The sequence below is a fragment of the Mycobacterium sp. MMS18-G62 genome, from assembly GCF_053877835.1.
In genome coordinates this window covers 84,372-106,707 of sequence record NZ_CM132662.1, presented here as the reverse complement: position 1 = coordinate 106,707, position 22,336 = coordinate 84,372, and the positions used below count along the sequence as shown (strand labels likewise).

The 22,336-nt window shown below is 65.1% G+C and carries 14 protein-coding genes; 10 read left to right on the top strand and 4 right to left on the bottom strand.

Translation table 11 applies throughout. The features are described from left to right. Nucleotides 1-60: 60 nt before the first annotated feature. Nucleotides 61-5,196, bottom strand: a complete 5,136-nt coding sequence (locus ACWW36_RS00495) for a hypothetical protein (RefSeq protein WP_456139673.1) — start codon at nucleotides 5,194-5,196, stop codon at nucleotides 61-63. A gap of 23 nt (nucleotides 5,197-5,219) precedes the next feature. After that, nucleotides 5,220-9,197, bottom strand: a complete 3,978-nt coding sequence (locus tag ACWW36_RS00490; protein ID WP_456139672.1) for a hypothetical protein — start codon at nucleotides 9,195-9,197, stop codon at nucleotides 5,220-5,222. Between the two features lie 298 nt (nucleotides 9,198-9,495). On the opposite strand from ACWW36_RS00490, the gene ACWW36_RS00485 reads away from it, so the two are divergent. Both ACWW36_RS00485 and ACWW36_RS00480 read left to right on the top strand, forming a co-directional pair. Further along, the gene (locus tag ACWW36_RS00485) at nucleotides 9,496-10,068 is read left to right on the top strand and encodes a DUF3558 domain-containing protein (protein ID WP_456139671.1); all 573 of its coding nucleotides are present in this window, start codon (nucleotides 9,496-9,498) and stop codon (nucleotides 10,066-10,068) included. Beyond that, entirely contained in the window at nucleotides 10,065-10,625 is a 561-nt protein-coding gene (locus ACWW36_RS00480; protein WP_456139670.1) for a DUF3558 domain-containing protein, read from the top strand. Before ACWW36_RS00485 ends, ACWW36_RS00480 begins: the two co-directional genes overlap by 4 nt. Here the strand turns inward: ACWW36_RS00480 and ACWW36_RS00475 are convergent. Beyond that, entirely contained in the window at nucleotides 10,622-11,128 is a 507-nt protein-coding gene (locus ACWW36_RS00475) for a SixA phosphatase family protein (RefSeq protein WP_456139669.1), read from the bottom strand. The two genes, ACWW36_RS00480 and ACWW36_RS00475, sit on opposite strands and share 4 nt — an antisense overlap. 103 nt (nucleotides 11,129-11,231) lie before the next feature. Here ACWW36_RS00475 and ACWW36_RS00470 point away from each other — a divergent pair, with 103 nt between their 5' ends. The 5 genes from ACWW36_RS00470 to ACWW36_RS00450 all read left to right on the top strand — a co-directional run bounded on the left by ACWW36_RS00470 (nucleotide 11,232) and on the right by ACWW36_RS00450 (nucleotide 17,549). Continuing rightward, entirely contained in the window at nucleotides 11,232-12,380 is a 1,149-nt protein-coding gene (locus ACWW36_RS00470; protein WP_456139668.1) for a metallophosphoesterase family protein, read from the top strand. Beyond that, nucleotides 12,377-15,028 (top strand): AAA family ATPase, encoded by a 2,652-nt coding sequence (locus tag ACWW36_RS00465; RefSeq protein ID WP_456139667.1) that lies wholly within the window; start codon nucleotides 12,377-12,379, stop codon nucleotides 15,026-15,028. Before ACWW36_RS00470 ends, ACWW36_RS00465 begins: the two co-directional genes overlap by 4 nt. 73 nt (nucleotides 15,029-15,101) lie before the next feature. Next, nucleotides 15,102-15,875, top strand: coding sequence for a DUF2182 domain-containing protein (locus ACWW36_RS00460; protein ID WP_456139666.1), 774 nt, complete (start codon nucleotides 15,102-15,104; stop codon nucleotides 15,873-15,875). A 14-nt stretch (nucleotides 15,876-15,889) separates the two neighbouring features. Then, a complete protein-coding gene (locus tag ACWW36_RS00455) occupies nucleotides 15,890-16,513 on the top strand; it encodes a DUF1326 domain-containing protein (protein WP_456139665.1) in 624 nt (207 codons plus the stop codon). Nucleotides 16,514-16,733: 220 nt separating this feature from the next. Next, nucleotides 16,734-17,549: a hypothetical protein gene (locus tag ACWW36_RS00450; protein WP_456142313.1), complete on the top strand. Its 816-nt coding sequence runs from the start codon at nucleotides 16,734-16,736 to the stop codon at nucleotides 17,547-17,549. Between the two features lie 59 nt (nucleotides 17,550-17,608). Here ACWW36_RS00450 and ACWW36_RS00445 read toward each other — a convergent pair whose 3' ends face one another. Further along, on the bottom strand, nucleotides 17,609-18,268 hold the full coding sequence (locus ACWW36_RS00445) for a winged helix-turn-helix transcriptional regulator (protein WP_456139664.1): 660 nt from the start codon (nucleotides 18,266-18,268) through the stop codon (nucleotides 17,609-17,611). A gap of 78 nt (nucleotides 18,269-18,346) precedes the next feature. Between ACWW36_RS00445 and ACWW36_RS00440 the strand changes: the two genes are divergently transcribed. Genes ACWW36_RS00440 through ACWW36_RS00430 form a run of 3 tightly spaced genes read left to right on the top strand, consistent with a single transcriptional unit; the run spans nucleotide 18,347 to nucleotide 22,308 of the window. Beyond that, complete coding sequence (locus tag ACWW36_RS00440; RefSeq protein WP_456139663.1) at nucleotides 18,347-19,909, top strand: MFS transporter; 1,563 nt, start codon at nucleotides 18,347-18,349, stop codon at nucleotides 19,907-19,909. Continuing rightward, nucleotides 19,906-20,760 carry an alpha/beta fold hydrolase gene (locus ACWW36_RS00435; RefSeq protein WP_456139662.1) on the top strand — a complete coding sequence of 285 codons (855 nt, stop codon included), beginning with the start codon at nucleotides 19,906-19,908 and terminating at the stop codon, nucleotides 20,758-20,760. Before ACWW36_RS00440 ends, ACWW36_RS00435 begins: the two co-directional genes overlap by 4 nt. Nucleotides 20,761-20,796: 36 nt before the next feature. After that, nucleotides 20,797-22,308 (top strand): GMC family oxidoreductase, encoded by a 1,512-nt coding sequence (locus ACWW36_RS00430; RefSeq protein WP_456139661.1) that lies wholly within the window; start codon nucleotides 20,797-20,799, stop codon nucleotides 22,306-22,308. Nucleotides 22,309-22,336: the final 28 nt, after the last annotated feature.

The window sequence follows — 22,336 nt, the reverse complement described above, 5'->3', positions numbered from 1 at the left end:
AGCGACATCGCCGCAAGCGGCAATCTTCGAACGGTGACGATCAACGTCAAACTCGAGCGCTCACGACCACCATGCGCGCTTTAGGTCGCCGTCGACGGTTTCGACGAGAAGCTCGAGTTGCCGGTTGATCCGGTGAATCAGCAGGGGCGACTTGTCGGCGGCACGGAATGGCTGTTCTACGTTCATTATTGATGTCCACGGGCCCCACGCGGACTCGCTCCAGGTGCGGGTGTATGTGGTACCACCGGAAACGGCGGCAATGTCGAGTCGTCCGCTGTCGGGAGCAGCGCAGGCGACGCGGGTTTCGGGCGGTAAGGGCTGGCCGGCCGGTACGCCGAGAAGGGTCCACTGTGGCGGTACGCCGAGCTGCACCGTGACGTCCCATACACGCCCATCGCTCGCTACGGCCAGCAGCCGTGTCGGCGCGGCTTCGTCGACGACGGTGTAATTACGCACGGCGACGTCCGGCAGGCTGATTTTCGTCCAACCGGGGTCGGCGGCCAGCGGGTTTCGGTCGAGCGGGGCGGCCCACACTGATCCGTCGGTGCCGAGGACCAGCAGTGTGTCGTTAGCGACCATGCACTCGCCGTGTTGGTCGAGTACGAAACCAGTGACCGTCAGCCTGCTCCACAGATTGACTCGGTCGGGCTGCCAGTCGTAGCTGGCGTACAGGTGGCCGTCGGAACCGGTCGCGATGATCTCCGCCCCTGTGGCCGTCGCCGCGGCGCGCAGCGCCCCCGGTTCCGCGAACGGCACCGGAGCCGGTGGGAAGTCGGTTGTCAGATCCGGGGAGGCCGTCCAGGGTGACCACTGGGTGTTCTGATCGACAGACGCGCTGAACAATCGGCCGTGGGACAGGGCGAAGGCGACCACGTTGCCGGGGAAGCGCGAGAACGCCTGCACGGCTGTCGCCGAACTGAACTCGGGGCCTCCTGGTGCAGAGGGGATTTGGGACCATACCCCGGGGGCGTCAAGACAAACCTCGAGGCGCCGATGCGAGAGCGATAGTTCGGGCGTCGCGACCAGCAGATCGCAATGGTCGTAATAGCTGAGGTGCCAGGGCGGGCGCGTCACCAAGAGCACGGCGCCCGTCATCCGGCTATTGGGGACGTCCTGCCAGCCGCGCCACCGGTCGGTCTTGACCGCGATCGGCATGGGCCCGCTGCGGCGGGTGTCGTCGGTGAACGCCACGGAGGAAAACGACAACGCGCAGTCTCGCAGTCGCGTATCGGCCATTAGGGCCTTGAGCGTGTAGGTGACGTTCCATTCGGCGTCGTCATCGCCGTCGCCGAACGCGCGATGGGCAAGTTCGATCGTCAAGTCGGGCGTCAGCGGGGTGGGCTTGTCGAGAAAGATCCATTCAGCGTCGTGATCGGTGTCCTCGTCGACCGGGCCGACTGCGATGATCTCATCGTCGGCCACGGTGCGGCAGCCCATCGATACGTTTGCCGCCCCGACGGTCGACTCCTCCATCTCTTCTCCGGCGGTATGAGGGAAGATCACCAACGCGCGCAGGGTGTCTGGGTCCCCAGCAGTATCGGTCTGCGTGCGGACGGGCTTGGCGTCGGGCTGGGTGAAGTCGAAGTCCACGAAGTCGTGTGTGAGCATTTTGCCGTTGTATTCGATGGTGTAGGAGCGCTGACCCCATTCAACCCGGTTGTTGACCGGAAATGCGTTGACGCCGCGGATGTATGGGCTTTCGAATCGCGGGTAGAGGTCTGTTTGCACGGGCGCGCCGTCGAGGGTGAACTCGCCGCTGTCGCCGTACTTGAGGCTGAGAGCCTGGCTGCCGCCGCCTTCGGTCAGCGGTCTGGGCATGTGATAGGTGCATTCGAGGTCGCCGACGTCGTCGATGGTTACTTTGGCGGTGCGGACTCGGTCTTTGAATTGCTCGAAGTCGCCGTACTCAGTTTTGTTGCCTACCTGGACAATCCAGATGTTGTCGCCTTCGACATTCCAGTCTTTGTCGGCGAAGTAGTCCTTGGGAAGCGGGTCCGCCCAGATCTGCGGCCATCGCTTCTTGAGGTCGTCGTTGTCGGGCGGGTTGTCGCGCGTGCTTTTCAGCCGTTCAGCGTAGACGTCGGCGTCCTGGTCCTCGTCGCTGCTCAGCCACTCTGGGCGCTTGTTGGAGAACACCCCGACGTAGGCTTCTGGCCAGTCGGCGGCCGCGACGCCTTCGACGGGGTGCACCAGTTTGCCGAACAGCCAGTGGCCGTTCTTGCTGAAGTCGAAGGGCTCGGACAGGAAGAAGTTGTCATCATCGTAGGCGGCGCTGCGTGCTTCGGCCGTGGTCGTGAATCCCGCTTTGGGAAACCAGGCATGCGACTGCGTTTGGGCCAGCGTCTCCTGGATGTCGCCGAACTGGTAGGCGATGATCGCCGTGCCGCGGTGTTGAACGATTCGTGGCAGTCCGAGATAGCCGGTCCACCAACCGGGCCCGTCTACGTCGTCGCCGAATATGTTGGTGCCCTCCTGGCCGCCTTCGACAGCCAGCGCGATGATCGATCCAATCGGGCCGGCCGGTGAGAACAGACCGGCGAGGGCGACGGTGAGCGCGGACATGTCCAGGCCGGCGAACCCGGCGGTGGTGAAGACGTTGACCGCCTTGTTCAGGGTGACTTGGTTGACGTTGGACTGGTAGTTGAGCTGTCCGGCGCGGAAGTTCTGGATGCTGGAAAGCATGACGTCGCCGTTGCTGTAGGTGATGATGTTCGCGCGGGTGCGGCTGGATCCGTCGATCAGAACAGCGAATTCGTCGGCGATATCCTCGGAGTCACCGTCGGTGATCAACTCGAGCAGGCCGCCGATCGGTCCAAGCCCGGCGAGGAACTTGAACGTCCCGAAGAGCCCGCCGTAGGCGAAGCCGCCCAGGCCGAGGGCTTTGACCAGCGGGATCCAGAGCGTCAGCAGCTTAGGCAGTTTGGCCCAGATGCCCGTTTCGCTGAGGCCGAACTTGTCGACGCAGTCCAGTGACTTGTGGACCACTTGTTCGTTCATAAACGACGATGTGGTCCACCAGAAGACGGTGCTGTCCTCCTCGGCGCCGTAGTCGGTGTGGGTCCGGGCGATTTCGTCGTTGACCGCCGCGATGAACGGGAACCGCCGCGCCAGCTTGGCGGCGTAACCGTCTCGCCGCGAGGTGGTTTCGTCGGATTCCTGGGAGAACCATATGCCGTAGCGGTAGGCCTCGTCGAAGGCAATCGACACGCGGGAGCGGTCCTCGATCGCGATCTGGGGTGGATTGACCCCGATTTCGAGCAAGACATCGGGCACTGTGTAGGTGGTGGTCGCCATGGCCGCGCCGATGAGCGAGTCGCCGTCGCAGAACATACCGCGTGTCCCGAAAAGGATTTCGACGACATCGTCGAGCGCGTTGTCCCAGCCGCACGCCTTGGACTTGAATTGGGATCGTCCACCCGCGGCGCCCGCGGCGCCCTTGTGGTGGTAACGGGCAACGTCGAAGAGCAGTAAATCGGTGACGACAGTGGCCTTTTCGCGGACCTCGGTGTCCATCGCGAAGTCGACGAGATTGAGCAGCGCCCACAAGTGCTCGCGCAGGTATCCAGAAGCGTTGAATTCCGTCCAGCCGAACATCAGCCGGTGGTTGAGCCATTTGAGCACTCGCGCCTTGCCGCGAGCCTTGCGCTGTGCGCCGGTCAGCAGCCCGTCGGTCTGGCCGAAAAACGTGCCGGGCTGGAAGTCGTCGAATTCCCACAGCTGCCCCGCGAGGTATTCATTAGAGGAGAACATCAGGTAGTGGTTTTCTGACCAGTACTCCATCTCGCTTTTGGCCTCGTCGTAGCCGAGATCCGTTCGGGCCTTCTGTAGTTGGTCGTTGCTTACGGCGCGTTGTGGTTCGTCGAGCCAGAACTTGAAGTGGTGCAGGCCTTGCCGGAGCACCCGGCCGATGATCGGGGAGAAGGTCAGGGCCGCCGCGCCGGGGAATTCGCCCTTCGTCTCGAGAATGATCCGCAGACGGGTCTGCAGGTCCGCGAGGCGCTCGAACTGGTCAGGCTGGTCGTAGAAGTATTTGTCATGGGTGCGCCGGCGGAAGAACTCATCGAAGTCGTCCTTGTTGAATGTCGTTGTCCGCCAGGTTATCTTGTCGCCGGAGGCCACTGACTCGGGGATCGTGCCGAGCAGATACAGTGTGCGGATCAATGTGACCAGCCCCATGTCGGAGTCGGGCTTGCTGATGTAGACCTCTTTGAGTGGGTTGGCGATGGCGCGGGCCCAGTAGGGCACCTTGTGTGAATGTGGGTATGCCGCCGCGCTACCCATCGGGTAGCCGTTGGTTTCAACGCGGATGTCGTACACGTATTTCGGCGGCGGCGGGGGCGTTGGCACGTATGGGTCGGGCGCCTTGGGGTGCCGCTTCGGTGGCTTGGACGGCTTGGTCGGCGGGGCGACAAGTTGCAGCAGTTGAGCTTTGACGGTGTCGAAGAAGGCTTGGCGTTGCGCGTCGGTGGAGGTGGTGGCCGGCTCCTGCCCGATTTGGCGGCTCATCGCATCGCGCAGCCATTGGCGGTACGTGTCGGCGTCGGCGCGGTCGAACTGCGGGCGGTCGCCGGGTGCGCCGCCGGTGTCGATGCTCAGCTCGGTTTCGACGTCGGCGATGAACTGCTCGAGGTTGGTCAACCACTGGTCGGGCCCCTTGGCAGGGTCGGACGGGCGGTAGAGCTCGGGCAGCAGCCACGGTTTCGAGTCGGCGATCATCGCGCGAGCGATCGCCTGTGCGTTGTCGTCGGTCATGGCGTCTTTACGCCGCGGCAGCACGCCGGGGGCCGAGGGGCCCAAGCCGGCGGTGATGGCTTGGGGTTCCAGCACCGAACCGAATGTGTCCTTCGAGGCGGCCTCGGCGAGGATGGCGAGGTTCTCGACAATGCGTTGCGGCTCGGTGAAATTCAACCAGTCACAACGTCGCCCGATCAGCCCGGCAGCGAAGGCGTTGCGCCGGACATGCTCGTCGCCGGTCCATGCCGGCTGTTGGTTGTCCAGGTACACGAGCGGGGCGTCAGCGGGCAGGACCCCCGGGATCGCGGCCGGTTCACTGATCAGCTTCAGCAGGGTCTTGTCGTCGGCATCGGCGGTGTCGGCGTTCAGACCCATGAAGGTGTCCATGTTGAGGCGGCGTAGTTGGGTTTCGAAGAACCACTGTGCCCGCGCACGCAAGTGGTCTTGCAGGTCGTTGCCCATGGCCGTGACGGTGCCGCAGGGGATCAGGCGTCGGGCGCGGGCGTCGAAGACACCTTCGGCCAGCTGGGCAGTTCGTTGTCTTCGCGCGCCATAACCAAAGTGGTCGGCAGGCGCACTTCCCATTCGGCGACGCAGACTTCATTGCCGGGCTCGGCGTTGCGGGCCTTGATCTCGGCGACGATGGACACGTATTGCTCGCTGAACATGTCGGGGATCTCTTCGCCCATCCACACGTCGCCGGTTTCGTGGTAATGCGCGAGGGCGTTCTCGAACCCCGGCCGCACCGGAACGACGACCCGCGCGGCTCCTGCGGTGAGGAAAGCCTCGAATGCCGGGTCGAGATCTTGGATCAAGATGAGCTCACCCCACTTGGCTCTGCGCCCCCAGAAATAGGGGTAATAGAGGTACATGAGGTGTTCCCATTCGAAGGCCCGCTCGAAGAACGCGGTGACCGCGCCCCACTTCTTGACGTACTCGGGGTCGGGCGGGAATGCGGTGGGATCTGGTGTGGGGAAATAGACGTCGCTGAAGTGCTCGCTCATGAGCAGGTTCAGGAAGGCCTTCTTGAGTTCTTGGCGTTCCATGGTCGAGTCCCTGGAGAAGCCATGCGCCAGCGCCATCTGAGTACGCACGGCAGCTTGGTATTTGGACAGTTCGTCGAGGTAGTTGGTGCGCTGCCGCTGGTAGCCGGCGACGATCACAGAGTGGGTCTTGAGCTGCCACTGTTCATAGGCGTTGTCGGTGCGGCGGCAGTTGATGCCGACGGCGTAATTGAACTGCAGTGTGGGGGAGAACGTGCGCATGGTGACCGGGATCTGGCCGGTTTCGCCGTTGAGGGTGAACGAGTAATTCAAATCGTCATTGGTGGAGAAGCGTTTGAAGGTGTTCTCGCCGATGAAGAATTCCAGCCACCGCTGATCGGGGGCTGCGGTGGCCTTGTCAAACCTGAGATTGGTGCGCTGGATGTAGCCGCCGATCGCGGTATAGCCGTCGGGTACCTGAATGGTGAAGTGACTGAAGAACTGTTTGTCGTTGTATTTGTTGCCGTAGCCGTCCATGGACCCGCCTGCCACGTCGGCGTTGGTGTTGGCGAAGGTGGTGGTCAGCTCCACTGGAGGCGGCGTCACCGATCCGGTTACCCCGTACTGCGCGGCCCATAGCGCGTAGTTGGCCGCAGTCAGGTCACTGGGCGAGAGGGTCGGCTCCACGGGTTTGGTCAGTTGGAAATTCTCCGGCTGCGCAGCGTTTTTCAGCGCGTCGATCAGGAACGCCGCAGGCTCGGGGATGACCACGTCGTAGAGCAACCGCTTGCCGTAGTTGAGTACCTGCACTTGGTAGGTCTTGTCGACCCATTGGTAGATGCCGCGAACGGTCTTTTGGCCGGCGGAGTTATCGAGCTGGTGAAAGGCTCTGTCGGAGAGGAATTTTCGCTCTCGTTGGACGCGTTGCTGGCGCACGGTTTGGGTCAGGGTGTTCACGGCGCGGTCGGTGACGCTGCGCGCGTAGTTGGTCTTGCTGTTTTCGACGAGGCGGCCGTAGCTCGAGGTGCTGGTCTGGTCGGTCGTGGTGCTGCTCTGCTGTCCTGCCTCTTTTTGCGATTCGGCGACCAGTTCGTTGCGGTCGGTGGTTTGGGTGTCGCGCTCCTGGCTCTGCGTGGTCTCGGTCTCGTCGGTGATGACGAGTTCACTTGTCTCCTCCCGCAGGATGGTCCGCCGCATCAACTCGCCTGGCAGCGCGTTCTCGATGTGGGAGATGTCTGCAGGTTCGTATCCGATCAGTGTCTGGCGCACGATCTGCAGATCACCGATTCCCACCGGCCGGATGACGGCGTGGCTGAAGTCAGGCAGCTCGTCCTGCGCCAGGTGGAGTTGGCGGGCGCCGGAGTCCTGCACGGCGAACAGGTTCGTTCCGAGCCGAAATATCCGTGCCGGGGCGGGGACTCGTGCCGGCTCCACCTGACTACTCACTGCGAGCCAGCGCCGTTTGACGACGTCGAGAACGTCGTGCAGAGACGCGGTAGCCGGGTCGCCCAGCTGCGCGCGAAGGTGGTCGGTAACCACCGCGTCCATCGATTGCAGGGTGGCCGAGGCCACGCCGAGCACGGTGCTGGCGGCCGATGCCTGCTCGCTGGCCGCCGCGGGTGATTGCCCGGCCGCGGGGGCCTGGTCGTGCACGACTTCCGCCGGCCCAGCTAGATGTGGAGCATCAGGCTGGCCGAGGGCGGTGATCGCCAGTTGCGCAGGGCGCGCGGTCATCAGCGTCTGATAGGCCTCATACAGTGCGTCGTGCTCACGCACGACGTCGTTGTGCGGGTCGTCGCCTTGCTCGGCTGGCGAGTTGTCGACGGTCCGCCGTGCTGGGGGCGGCGGCAGGTAATTCGCCGGAATCTGCAGGGGTCGTCCGAGAAACACGCGCAGGTTGTCGGTGGGGGAGCCAGGTGTCGGTGCGTCCAGCCACCACACGTCCTGCACCGCGGCGTCCTTGCCGACCCACCACAACTCCATATGTGTGGCAATCCGGGTCAGCGCCGCGAGACCACTGGATGCCGAGGCGCTATTGGCCTCTGCCACCGTGGCAGGCGGTGACCATTCGTCGGGAGTCCACTGCGCGCCTTGGACGGATCCCATTTCACCGATCCACCACACCAACATGTGCGTCGACGTACGGGTAAGCGCGGCAATCCCGCTCGACGTCGACGCGCTGTGCGCGCCGGCCAGCTGCACCGGCTTGTGCCACCCGTCGGCCTTGGTCCAATGGGCGTCGAGTACCTCACCGCTCTCGCCGACCCACCACACGTCCATATCGGTGGACGTGCGCGTCACGGCCCCGACACCGCTCGACTTCGCGGCGCTGTGGGGACCTGCAACCGTGTACGGGCCGTGCCATCCGTCGCCTTGGATCCACCAGGCTCCGGACACCTCCCCGGTTTCGCCGACCCACCACACCTCCATGTGGGTTGCGCTGCGCGACAACACGGCAATGCCACTGGCTGTCGAGGCGCTGTGCGGATCGGCGAGCTGACTGACCTGCCAGTCGCCACCATTGATCTGCCACGCGTTGTGCAGCGCGCCGTCCTCACCGATCCACCACACCAACACGTCGCTGGCACTGCGGCTCAGGGCCGCCAGTCCGCTCGACGTCGCCGCGCTGTGCGGGCCCGCCACCTCGACGGGTTCGCCCCACTCGTGCGTCTCCGTCCACGCGGCGGTGTGTACCGACCCGTCGTCGGCGACCCACCACACCTGCATGTCGTCGGCGCTGCGACTGACGGCCGCCAGACCGCTTGACGGCGCGGCGCTGCGCGGACCCGCTACGGCTGCCGGATCGATCCACCCCTTCGTGTCGGTCCATTGCGCGGTCTGCACGGAGCCGTCCTTGCCGATCCACCACACCGACATGTCGGTGGGCGTGCGTGTCACGGCGGCCACGCCGCCGTCGATCGCTGCGTTGGACGGTTCCGCGAGTTGGAGGGGATGCCAGCCGGTCGGCACGCGTCCGGCGGCGAGATCTTCGATGAATGCGATGACCCGACGCATTGTGGTGATCGCGGCGACGTCGACGTGGTCGAATCGGGTGACGAGTTTGACCGCGACGAGGACGTCGCTGGCTACTGTCTTATCGGTCTGGAATTGCGTGGTTTTCACCAGCTCACTGGCGTACTCGCCGAACGTGTCTTTGACCGTCTGGTTGACGTTGTCCACAGTGACCGTCGTCATCGCCAGCAGTGTGTCGTGCAGGTGGTCGTATTGTCGGGCCCGCTGGAGGCTCTCGCGGTAGCTGCCGCCGTTTTGGTCGTTGACTGCGTTCTGGCTGTTGCCACCGTTGTCGAAGACATCGTCGAGCAGCTTTGCCGCCGCGGCGCGCACCTGGCTGTACGGTTGCCCGCCGCCAACCAAATCGCGCAGCTGTTTCTGGAAGTCCGATTCCGTTGCCAGGTCGATGGGACGACCAGGTTCGGAAATCACGAACGCCTGCTGGATGAAGCGGAACAGCTCTTCCATGAGAATGACCTCTCACGCCATGGTTGTTCGGCGCGCTGGGCGCCGACGAGTCGTGTGACTCGGGACATCGCGGTCGGCGATACGGTGCGAACGTATTTCGCCGGCAAGCAGCGGCACACGAGTAATCGACTACTCGAATCCCTGCAGCGCCCAAGCGTGGCCGGTCACGTGGTAAGTGCCGCGGGCTGGACTCCGCCGCGATTGTCGCCGAGTTGTGTTAGGCCGCAACACCTGAGAATTCGATAAAAGAGCTGGTCAATCGGCCTGTCGGTGGTTGAGGTAGTGGGCTGCCGCTACAGTGCATGGCGTGACCACCAGCAGGTGCAGCTCGAGCGCCAAGGCGCTGGCCGTTGCGGCTGCGGCGATGATTCCGGTGTTCGCCGCATGCTCCTCTGATTCGCAGCCGAACTCTCCTAGCGCGCCGCAATCGCCGCCGCCGACGCCGAACGCCACGCACGGCCCGTTCTTTCCGGAGTGCGGTGGCGTCACCGACCAGACGATCGCCCAGCAGACGCGGGTTACCGGGCTGGTCAACACGGCCCGAAACTCGATCGGATGCCAGTGGCTGCAGGGCGGCGGCATCCTGGGACCGCACTTCTCGTTCACCTGGTACCGCGGAAGCCCGATCGGGCGGGAACGCAAGACAGAAGAGCTGTCGCGCACCAGCGTCGAGGACATCAACATCGAGGGCCACAGCGGGTTCATCGCGATCGGCGACGACCAAAACCTCGGCAACAACCTCTGCGAGGTCGGCATCCAGTTCAAGGACGACTTCATCGAGTGGTCGATCAGCTTCGCCGAGCAGCCGTTCCCCGATCCCTGTGATGTGGCCAAAGAACTGACCCGCCAATCGATAGTGAATTCGAAATGACCCGGTCTCTTCTCGGCCGCCGCGCGCTGGCCGCACTGATCGCCGCCGTGGCAGCCTTCTCGGTGCTGACCGGATGCACGAAGACCGTCGAGGGCACGGCGGCCAAGTCCGGCGGCGGCGACGTGCCGCGCAACGACAACTCAGAAAAGCAGTACCCGAACCTGCTCAAGGAATGCGAGGTGCTGACCACGGACATCCTCGCGAAGACCGTCGGTGCCGACCCACTGGACATCCAGAGCACGTTCGTCGGGGCGGTGTGCCGCTGGCAGGCGGCCAACCCCGCAGGCCTGATCGACATCACCCGCTTCTGGTTCGAGCAGGACAGCCTGGACAACGAGCGCAAGACCGCGCAGCAGCTGAACTACCAGATCGAGAACCGTTCGATCGCCGGTGTCCCGTCGATCGTCATGCGGACCACTGACCCGAACGGCGCGTGCGGGGTGGCCAGCGACGCCGGCGGCGCGGTCGGCTGGTGGGTGAACCCGCAGGCACCGGGCATCGACGCGTGCGCGATGGCGATCAAGCTGATGGAGCTGACGCTGGCGACTGCGTCCTAGCGGGGCACGTGGAACGTCACTAGCGCAGCGCTGCTGAGCGTCAGCACCTCCCACGGCTCGGCAGTACGCAGCACGGCGATCGCCGATGTCGGGAACTTCGTCGAAATGCGTTCGGCTGCAGTCGTATTACTGCCGTCAGCGGTAGCGAGTGCCAGCGCGACCGACGACATCGCCGGTTCATGCCCGATCACCAATAGAGTCTCCACGTCGGTACTGACCTTGTTGATCTCTTCGATCACCGCCCCGGGCGTCGCGTCGTAGAGCCGGTCGACATACTCCGCGGGCGCGTCGATGCGGGTACGCGCCAGGGTCTGGCGCGTGCGGGTCGCCGTCGAACACAGCACGGCGTCGATCGCGGGAGCATGTGCCCGCAGCCAGTCACCGGCCAGCCCTGCCTCGCGTTCACCGCGTGAGGCGAGCGGACGCTGGTGATCAGGCACCCCCGGCGGATAGTCCGACTTGGCGTGCCGAAGCAACAGCAACGTGCGGTAGCGGTCGGTCACACGATTAACCGTAGGGCATGCCGATGCGGATCCCGAGACTTGTCGGCGCCCGGAGCTACGCTCGCGATGCCTAGGGAGATACGAGTAGAAGGGATGGGCCGAGATGCGATTCGTGCACACCGCCGACTGGCAGCTCGGTATGACCCGTTACTTCCTGAACGGTGAGGCGCAGCCACGGTATTCGGCCGCGCGCCGCGACGTCGTCGCCTCCTTGGGAACCTTGGCTCAAGAAGCCGGCGCCGAGTTCGTCGTCGTTGCGGGCGACGTCTTCGAGGACAACCAGCTGGCTCCCCGTGTCGTCAGTCAGTCACTGGAAGCCATGCGCGCCATCGGCATTCCGGTCTACCTGCTGCCCGGCAACCATGACCCACTCGACGCGTCGTCGGTGTACACCAGCGCGCTGTTCACCACCGAATGCCCGGAGAACGTCACGGTTCTCGACCGTGCCGGTGTACACCAGGTGCGGCCGGGCCTGCAGATCGTCGCCGCGCCGTGGCGATCAAAAGCGCCGACTAGCGACCTGATTGCCGACGTGCTCGACGATCTGCCCGCGGACGGCACCACCCGCATTGTCGTCGGCCACGGTGCGGTCGACATTCTCGTTCCCGATAAGGACAGGCCCTCGCTGATCCGGCTGGCGTCACTCGAGGCCGCGATCGACCGCGGCGCCGTGCACTATGTTGCGTTGGGCGACAAGCACTCTCGTATGCAGGTCGGCTCCACCGGCAGGGTCTGGTATTCGGGGTCGCCGGAGGTCACCAATTACGACGACATCGAACCGGATCCGGGACACGTGCTGATCGTCGACGTCGATGACAAGGATCCGGCGCGGCCGGTGCATGTCGACTCTCGGCGTGTCGGCACGTGGCGGTTCATCAGCCTGCACCGCTCGGTGGACAACAGCCGCGACGTGGCCGACCTCGACATCAACCTCGACCTGATGCCCGACAAGGAACGCACGGTGGTCCGGCTGGGGCTGAGCGGGTCGTTGACGGTGACGAACAAGGCCACGCTGGACGCCTGCCTGGACAAATACGCCCGGCTGTTCGCCGCGCTCGTGCCGTGGGACAAGCGGACCGACATCGCGGTGATCCCCGCCGACGGTGAATTCGACGATTTGGGCATCGGCGGCTTCGCGGCCTCCGCGGTCGATGAATTGGTCGCCACGGCTCGGTCCGAAGGTGACGACGCCGACGACGCCCGCGCGGCGCTGGCGCTGCTGCTGCGTCTCGTCGACAGGGGTGTGGCGTGAAGCTGCATCGCCTGGCCCTGACGAACTACCGCGGAATCACCCACCGCGAGATCGAATTTCCCGACCGCGGCGTGGTCGTGGTCAGCGGCGCCAACGAGATCGGCAAGTCGTCGATGATCGAGGCACTCGACCTGCTGCTGGCTGCCAAGGACCGCTCGGGCAAGAAGGAAGTCAAGCAGGTCAAGCCGACACACGCCGACGTCGGCGCCGAGATCACGGCCGAAATCTCAACGGGCCCTTATCGATTCGTCTATCGCAAGCGATTCCACAAGCGCGCGGAGACGCAGCTGACGGTACTGGCCCCGCGCCGCGAGCAGCTCACCGGCGACGAGGCGCACGAGCGGGTGCTCGCGATGCTGGACGAGACCGTCGACATGGACCTGTGGCAGGCTCAACGCGTTCTGCAGGCGGCGTCCGTCGACGAAGTGGACCTGTCCGGAAGCGATGCGCTGTCGCGCGCTCTCGACGTGGCGGCCGGCGAGGCGGTGCAGCTGTCGGGCGCCGGATATTCTGGCACCGGGTCCGGCGCTACGGACGCGTTGTTGATCGACCGCATCGAGGCCGAGTATCTGCGCTACTTCACACCCACCGGCCGTCCGACCGGTGAATGGGCGGCCGCGAGCAGCCGCCTGCGTGCCGCCGACGAGGAAGTCGCCCGGTGCGCGGCCGCGGTCGCCGAGGTCGACGACGCGGTGCGTCGGCACACCTTGCTCACCGAGGACATCGCCAGGCTCGCCGGCGAGTGCGCCGAGGCGGCGAAACGGCTCACCGCCGCACGCGACGCCGCCGAAGCCGTCGCCGCGCTGACCCAGCAACTCAAGCAGGCCGAAGTGGTCGCCGCAGCGGCCGATGCAACGCACGCCGCATCGGTGGCCGCGCTCACCGAACGGCGTCGGCTGCGAGCCGACATCGACGAGCGCAGCGCCGCGATCACCCAACTCGAAAGCCAAGCCGCCGAGGCCGCCGAAGAGCTTGCGACCGCCGCGGAGGTTCAGGAGGCGGCCGAGGACGCCGCCGAAGGAGCGCGCGCTGCGGTCGAAGCTTCGCAGGCCCGCGTCGACGCCGCGCGCGACGCCGTCGAGCAGCTGTCCGTTCGCGAGGAGGCCGACCGGTTGGCCGCTCGTCTGGCCAAGATCGATACCGCCCAGCGCGACCTCGAACGGACGGACCGCGAACTCGCCGGCATCACGCTGACCGACGAGGGCATGCGCGTGATCGAGGCCGCCGCGGCCGCAGTTGAACGTGCGGCCGGGCAGGTCGAGCTTGCGTCGGCCCACGTCGAGATCGCGGCGATCGGCGACGTCGAGTTTCGCGTCGACGGTGAGCCGGTCACCCTCGATGCGGGCGCCTCGTGGTCGTCGGGCGTCAGCGCGCCGACCGAGATCGAGCTGCCTGGCGTCTTGACCGCACGTGTCGTGCCGGGAACGCCTGCGTCGGATATGCAGGCGAAACTCGAAGCGGCTCAAGAGGTTTTGGGCACCGCCTTGGCGAAGGCAGGCGTCGAGGACGTCAATGCCGCGCGCGTTGTCGACCAGCGCCGGCGCGAGTTGGTCACGGCCCGTGCGAAGACGCACGCCACATTTGAGGCGCTCACCGGCGACGACGCCGCGGACGAGCTGCGCACGCGGCTAGCCGCATTGCAGGCGCGCATACCCGGCGAAGCCGGGCTGTGGGACGCTGCGGACCCGCATGCCGCGCGTAACGAGCTCAACGCCGCGGTGGCGGCGCACAAGCAGGCGATGGCGGACTGCGAAACCCATCGCAAGGTGGCCGAAGCTGCGGCGAAGCGGCTGGGGGAGCGGTCGACGCGCGCGAACGTGCTGCAAGAGAAGCTGACAGCCGCACAGACCGAATTGTCCGTTGCGCGTGAGAGATTGACTCTGCAGCGGGAATCCGTCAGCGACGATGGACTGGCGGTCAAGGCGGAGGCCGATGGCGAAGAGGCGCGGCGCGCAACAGGACTCGTCGCGGAGCTGGGCGCCGAATTGGCAGGCACCGCACCGGAGACCGTCGCTGCCACGCTCGACAATGCCATCCGCCGTGCCGACTCGCTTCAAGACCGCCACGACGAAGCAGCCGAGGCGCTGCGCGAGGTGACGACGCAGTTGAAGGTCTATGGCACGGAAGGCCGCAAGGGTCGGCTCGACGTCGCCGAAACCGAACGCGAGCGCGCCGAGGCCGAGTACCTGCGAGTGCACCGTCGCGCCCGTGCGGCTCAGCTGCTGCGCTCGGTGATGACGCGCCACCGCGATGCCACCCGCCGTCGGTACGTCGACCCGTTCCGCAGTCAGGTCGAGCGGTTGGGCCGCATCGTGTTCGGCGAGAGCTTCGAAGTCGAGATCGACAGCGACCTCCGCATTTGCAGCCGCACGCTGTCGGGGCGCACGGTCCCCTACGAATCACTGTCCGGTGGCGCCAAGGAGCAGATGGGCATCGTCGCGCGGCTGGCGAGCGCGGCATTGGTCGCCAAGGAAGACAGCGTCCCGGTGATCATCGACGATGCCTTGGGCTTCACCGACCCCGACCGGCTGACCAGGATGGGCGCCGTCTTCAACGCGGTGGGTGGTGATGGCCAGGTCATCGTGCTGACGTGCAGCCCGGAGCGCTACGCCAGCGTCGGCGGCCACCACATCGAACTGACCGCGTAGCGCTGGCAAATCCGCAGACTTGGCGCGCTGACGGTGCCATAGTTGGTCAAGGGACCAAGCGGTGGGGGCCGGCGTGGGTGCGAGCGAAGTCCGTGGGGTAGCAGCCAGAAGCGACATCTGGCTGCCGGTCGCGCTGCTCATTCTGGCGGGGGTCGGCTGGTGGTGGTCGGCAGTCAGTGCCGGAGACATGGGCAGCGGCGGGATGGGCGACGGCATGTCGATGCAGCCGCAGCCGGCCGTGTCGTTCGTCGCGTTTCTGGTCGCGTGGGTGGCGATGATGGCCGCGATGATGTTCCCGGCGGTGGTGCCGGTGGTCCGGTTGTACTCGCGGGCAGCCGCCAGGGGACACGTCGCACCTGTGGCAGTGTTCGTCGGCGGATACATCGTGCTGTGGGCGCTCGTGGGCATCCCTGCGTACTTCGCGTGGCGGCGGCTCAACGGGCCGCTCATGGAGGGCAGCCCGTGGGCGGGGCGAGTTGCGGGTGCCGTGGCTATCGGCGCGGGCCTGTATCAACTCACGCCGCTGAAGTCGGTGTGCCTGCGGCATTGCCGGTCGCCGATGTCGTTCTTCCTTCGCCACGGCAAGAACCTTGACCGTCCAACTGGAGCGTTCGTCGCCGGCGGTCGCCACGGCGTGTACTGCGTCGGCTGCTGCTGGATGTTGATGGCACTCCTAATTGCTTTTGGCGCAATGCAATTGGTGTGGATGGTGATTTTCGCGGTGCTGATCCTGCTGGAGAAGGATGCGCCGTTCGGTGAACAGCTCGCCCGGGTGACAGGGGTCGTGCTGCTGGTTCTGGGTGTCGTGCTCGTCGTCAACCCAGCATTCGTTACCCGTCTCGTCTAATCGGAAGGCACGCCATGACAACGACCGAACAACGCACGCAATATCACCTCAAGGGTCGCGGATACGAGTTCTGCAACTGTGCGCCCGGTTGTGGGTGCAATTTCCACGGGTTTCCGACGTCGCCGGACGGAAGCTGCAGGGCGATGGTGGGCAACCACATCCTCGAAGGATCCTGCGGTGACGTCGACCTGTCGGGGGTCAAGGCGATCGCGGTCATCGACTGGCCGAAGGCGATTCACGACGGCAACGGCAAGGCGGTCTTCATCGTCGCGCCGGAGACCACCGACGAGCAGGTCGGCTGCCTGTCACAGATCTACACCGGCCAGCTCGGCGGCGACCCGTGGGGAATACTCGGCACGACCTTTGAGGTCGCCGGGCTTGTGAAGGCGCCGATCAGTTTCGAGGGGGCCGGCGTGACGGCGACGATGACGGCCGAGGGCTTCGGCCGCGCCACCGGTGACACCTTCAAGAATCCGGTCACCGGTGAGCCTCACCAGGCACAGATCGTCCTGCCGGACGGGTTCATCTGGAAGAAGGGTGAGTGCGGTATCGGGACGTTCCAGGTCGAAGCCGAAGGTGTCCGCCTCGACTTCACCGACACGAACTGGATCTACTACGAATTCGACTGGTCGAATTGAGTCACCCTCCCTGCGCGAGCAGACGCAAATTGCTCCATTTTCTCGGCGTGTCGGAGGCCTTTGCGTCTGCTGGGCAATGCACAGTCGCTGACTTATCCACAGATTGATTGTTTGGGTCCCTCGGGACCACGTCGCCGCCTTCAGTCTTGGAACCGTGTTCATCGACGAACTCTTCTTTTCAGGCAGCGGCCTAGCCACCAGGGAACAGGTGCTCTCCGTGATGTCGCGCAAGACACTTGCTGCCCATATGAATTCAGGGGCGATCGTCAGGGTCTGGCACGGCATCTATGCATTACATCCGCCTGGCACGGTTGATCGGCTGGCGGGTCTGGATCTGTTGTCCGGCAAGGCGATCGTCGCGTGCATGGCCACGGCCGCGCAACTGTACGGCTTCGATACCGAGAACGACGACCGGATTCACATCCTGGACCCCGGCGTTCGCATGCGACCAACGTCCGGCTTGATGGTGCACCAACGAGTGGGAGCACCGTTGCGGCGGATCGAACGCCGGCTCGCGACCGCACCAGCGTGGACGGCAGTGGAAATCGCGCGCACGCTCCGTCGCCCTCGTGCACTTGCGACGCTCGATGCGGCGCTGCATTCGGGACTGTGCACCTCTGTTGAGCTCAATGCGGCGATCCACGAACAAAAGGGGAGACGCGGAATTGTCAAGGTGCGAGAACTCATGCAGTTCGCAGATGGTCGCGCTGAGTCGCCGATGGAAAGCGAAGCGCGGTTGGTGTTTATCGACGGTGGAGTGCCATTGCCTACACTCCAGTACCAGGTCCTGGACCGCTGCGGAGATCTATGGCGAGTCGATTTCGCTTGGCCGGAGGCAATGGTTGTGGCGGAATACGAAAGCATGGACTGGCATGCCGGCCCTGAGGCGCTGAAGCACGACCGCATCAAGACTGCACGACTGCAGGAATGCGGCTACAGCGTCATACCAATCGTCGTCGACGACGTGCGTAAAAGACCTCTTGATCTTGTAGCACGGATCTTCTACCACTTGGACCGCGCTGAGTTGGCCGGCTGAACAGACGCAAAAGGCCCCAACACGCCGAGGAATTGGGGCATTTTGCGTCTGCTCGCGCATTAAGCGGTGAGCAGGCCGGGGTCGCCGCTTAGCGCAAAAGCCGTTCGCATCGCATCCACCGCGTCCTCGTCGCCGTGGAACTTCACCCGCCGCAGCGCGGCCTTGCGTTCCGCGGCCGTCGCTCCCATCCGGGCGGTGATCAAGTCGGCAGCCGTCGCGGTCACCGTAACCCCGGGCGCACCTTTCACGGCCGTCAGCCCACCACCGTCGACCGCGAATTCGAAACGGCGGTCGTCGATTTCGACGCGATACGACGCCTTCAAGTGACCGGCCACCGAGGGCTCGAAAGCCAAGAGAATGCCCGCGAGGAATCCGTTCAGCGGAGTCAGTGCGCTTTCGTCCGGCACCACCATGTCCAGACCGAAAGTCGCGATCGCCTTCACCACCGGCAGCACCTTTCGCCACCCCGTCTCACTCAAGGTGTAGACAGTGCGGGCAACCGGTGGCGGGAGCTCCTCGCGATCGACCAGACCCACCTCCTCGAGCTCTCGAAGGCGATCGGCCAGCAGGTTGGTGGCGATACCGGGCAGCTGTGCGCGCAGGTCACCGTATCGACGGGGACCGCCGATGAGTTCTCGCAAGACCAGCAGTGTCCATCGCTCACCGAGCACGTCGAGGCCTTTGGCGATGGGGCAGTTCTGCTGATAGCTCCTTGGCACGGGAATAACTCTACCACTTAGACTAGTATCTAGTCATATCACTTGAAAAACTTGTCTGAAAGGTTTACGGTCATGTCCATGAGTAACCGAACTCCAGTTTTCAAAGATCACCCGATCGCCGCGCTCGCCTTCATCTGCCTGAGCGTCTTCGTCATCAGCGTCGACGCCACCATCGTCAACGTCGCCCTGCCCACACTGTCGAAACAACTCGACGCGGACACCGCACAGCTGCAGTGGATCGTGGACGCCTACACCCTGGTCATGGCGGGCCTAATGCTGTCGGCAGGCAGCCTGTCCGACCGCTACGGCCGCCGCGGCTGGCTCAGCTCCGGCCTCGCCCTATTCGCGGTGACGTCCGCCGTCGCAGCCCAGGTCGGCTCGGCCGAAGCACTGGTCGCCGCCCGCGCCGCGATGGGTGTCGGCGCCGCGGTCATCTTCCCGACCACGCTTTCCTTGATCACCAATATCTTCGCCGACCCCGTGAAGCGGGCCAAGGCCATCGGCCTGTGGGCCGCGATGGTCGGCGTGGGCGTCGCCGCCGGCCCGATCACCGGCGGCTGGCTGCTCGAACACTTCTCGTGGGGTTCGGTCTTCATGGTCAACGTGCCCGTCGCAGTCGTAGCCATCATCGGTGGAGCGCTGTTCGTGCCGACGTCACGAGACCCCGCCGCACCGCCGGTCGACGTGCCCGGCCTTGTCCTGTCATCCATCGGCATCACCGCGCTCGTCTACACGGTCATCGAAGCGCCCAACTGGGGATGGGCCAGCGCACGCACCGCAACGGGCTTCGCGCTCGCGATCGTCGTCCTCGCCGTCTTCGCATGGTGGGAGCACCACAGTGAGCACCCGATGCTGGACGTTTCGGTGTTCCTCAACCGCCGGTTCTCCGGTGGCAGCCTCGCCGTCACCGCGGGCTTCCTGACCTTGTTCGGTTTCATCTTCGTCATCACCCAGTATTTCCAGTTCATCAAGGGCTACAGCGCATTTGAGACGGGCGTGCGGCTCTTGCCGGTCGCGATCTCGATCGCCGTCGCCAGCATCGTCGGCCCGCGGATCGTGGAACGGATCGGCACCACCGCGGTGGTCGTCGCGGGTCTTGCCATCTTCGCGGCCGGGCTGGCATGGGCCTCCACCGCCGACGCCAACTCGCCCTATCTCCAAATCGCCTTGCAGATGGTGCTTCTCGGTGGTGGACTCGGCCTGACGACAGCCCCTGCCACCGAATCGATCATGGGCTCGCTGTCCGCAGACAAGGCCGGCGTCGGTTCGGCCGTCAACGACACCACCCGTGAACTCGGCGGCACCCTTGGCGTCGCGATCGTCGGCAGCGTTTTCGCGTCCATCTACACCGGTCGGCTCGGTGCCAACGCGGCCGTATCCGGGCTGCCCGAACAGGTTCGCGCCACCATGGATCGGTCGATGGCCGCCGCGCAAGCCGTCATCGGCCAATTACCGCAATCGGTCGTTCCCGACGTCCGCGCGGCCGTGAACGCCGCATTCCTCGACGGCATGCAGATCGGGTCACTGGTCTGCGCCGGGATCGCGCTGGCGGCGGCGATCGCGGTGGCGATCATGCTGCCCGCCCGGGCATCCCAAACTGTCAATGCCGTTGCGGCCCAGCCTGAGGCGGTGTGCGCATGAGCTACACCGACACCTGGACCGAAGGCCACGGCTCCGTCCAGTACTTCACCCGATCCGATGGTTCCCGCCTGCGCTACCTCACGGCAGGCAGCGGGCCCGCGCTGGTTCTGATGCACACCATCCGCACCCAGCTCGACTATTTCCACCGCGTCATCCCGCAGCTGTGGGACGCATACACCGTCTACGCACTCGACCTCCCCGGCATGGGGTGGTCGGACATCGTGCCCGGCGCCCGCTACGAGGAGCCGGACTTGCGCGCCGCCGTGGTCGAGTTCGTCACCGGACTCGATCTGCACGACGTCACCCTGGCCGGGGAATCGCTCGGCGGCGCGCTGGCGTTGCAGGCGTCCATCGACCTCAAGGATCGGGTCAGCCGCGTCGTCGCTTTCAACAGCTACGACTATCCGAGCGGCCTTGAGCGCGGCAACTTGTTCGCCCGCTTCATCATCGGCAGCGTTCGCACGCCGGTCCTCGGGCCGGTGTTCGCGATGATGGAGAACACGCTGATCATGAAGGGTGTGATGCGCGGCGGCGTCGTCGACAAGACCGCGCTGCCCGGCGACTTCATCGCCGAGCTGCGGCGCGGCGGTCGCCGCAAGGGATATGCGCGAGTAGCGAGGGCCGTCTACCGAAGCCTGAAAGGGTTCCAGCAGGCACGCGAACGCTATCGGGACGTATCGGTGCCCGTGACGCTGGTCTACAGCGAGCAGGACTGGTCACGGCCTGCCGAGCGCGAGCACGTCGCACGTCTGCTGGCCGAAGTCGAGCGCATCACGCTGCCCGACACCGGCCACTTCTCCGCTCTCGAGCGGCCCAACGAAATGACCAGAATCTTACGGCGGACGAATTGACCGTGTACCGCGTGCCAGGCTCCTAGACTCCGCTACGTGGACGCCGACTACATCGTCGTAGGAACGGGCTCGGCCGGATCGGTCGTGGCGAACCGGCTCAGCGCGGATCCGTCCGTGCAGGTCGTGGTCTTGGAGGCGGGCCCGCGGGACAAGGACAAGTTCATCCACATCCCCGCAGGCTTCGCCAAGCTGTTCCGCAGCGACATGGACTGGAACTACCTGACCGAACCGCAGAAGCAACTCGACGGCCGCGAAATCTATTGGCCGCGTGGAAAAGTGCTCGGCGGATCGTCGTCGATGAACGCGATGATGTGGGTGCGAGGTTTCCCCGCCGACTACGACGAGTGGGCCGAGCATGCCGGCGAGCAGTGGAGCTACGCGAACGTCGAACCCTACTTCGACCGCATCGAAAGCGGGCCGCTGGTGCTTTCGCGACAGCGCAGCCCCCGCTCGTCAACCGCCGCGTGGCTCTCCGCCGTTGAAGAATGCGGACACGACGGGTTCATCGAAACCCGCGTCACCCAACGCAGAGGTGCGCGGTGGAGCACTGCCGACGCGTATCTCAAACCGGCGTTGCGGCGCACCAACTTGACGTTGCTCACCGAGGCCGCCGTGACGCGTGTCCTGTTCGACGGAAAGCGCGCAACCGGCGTCGAATTCGACAGGGCCAGCGCTCGGCAGGTGGTCACAGCGCGTCGCGAAGTCGTTCTGTGCAGCGGCGCCATCAACAGTCCGCAACTGCTGATGCTCTCGGGCATCGGTGACCGCGATCAGCTCAGTGAGCATGGCATCGACGTGGTGGCCGACGCCCCTGACGTCGGGACCAATCTGCTTGACCACTTGGTCGTTCCGCTCGGCTTCGACGTGCCGAACGACACCCTGTTCACCGCCGAGAAGCCGGTGCAGTTGATCAATTACCTGGTGCGCAGGCGCGGCATGCTCACCTCGAACGTCGGTGAGGCCTACGGGTTCGTCAAGAGCAGGCCGGATCTCGAGCTGCCCGACCTGGAGCTGGTCTTCGCTCCCGCACCGTATTTCGAGGAGGGCATCGGCGACCCTTACGACCGCCACGCCGTGGTGATGGGGCCGATCCTTCTCAAACCACACAGCCGCGGCACGATCACGCTGCGGTCGCCCGACCCCACGGACAAGCCGGTCATCGACCCGCAATACCTCACCGACGACGAAGGCGCGGACCGGGCGGCGTTGATGGCGGGCCTGCGCATGTGCGCAACAATCGCGCAGTCGCCCGCGTTGAAGGACGTGATCGGCAAGGTCGCGCGGCCGCTCGGAGCGACGGTCCTCGATGACGAGACGCTCGAAAGAGCGCTGAACTCGTTGTCGCACACCCTTTATCACCCGGCGGGCACCTGCCGGATGGGTAGCGACGACGCCAGCGTGGTCGACCCGCAGCTGCGGGTGCGCGGTGTCGAGGGGTTGCGCGTCGCCGACGCGTCGGTAATGCCCACGATCATCCGCGGGCACACCCACGCGCCGAGCGTGCTGATCGGCGAGATAGCTGGCGACCTGATCCGCCCAGCGGGCTAAGGCCAGCCGGTGAGGACGGTGGACAATC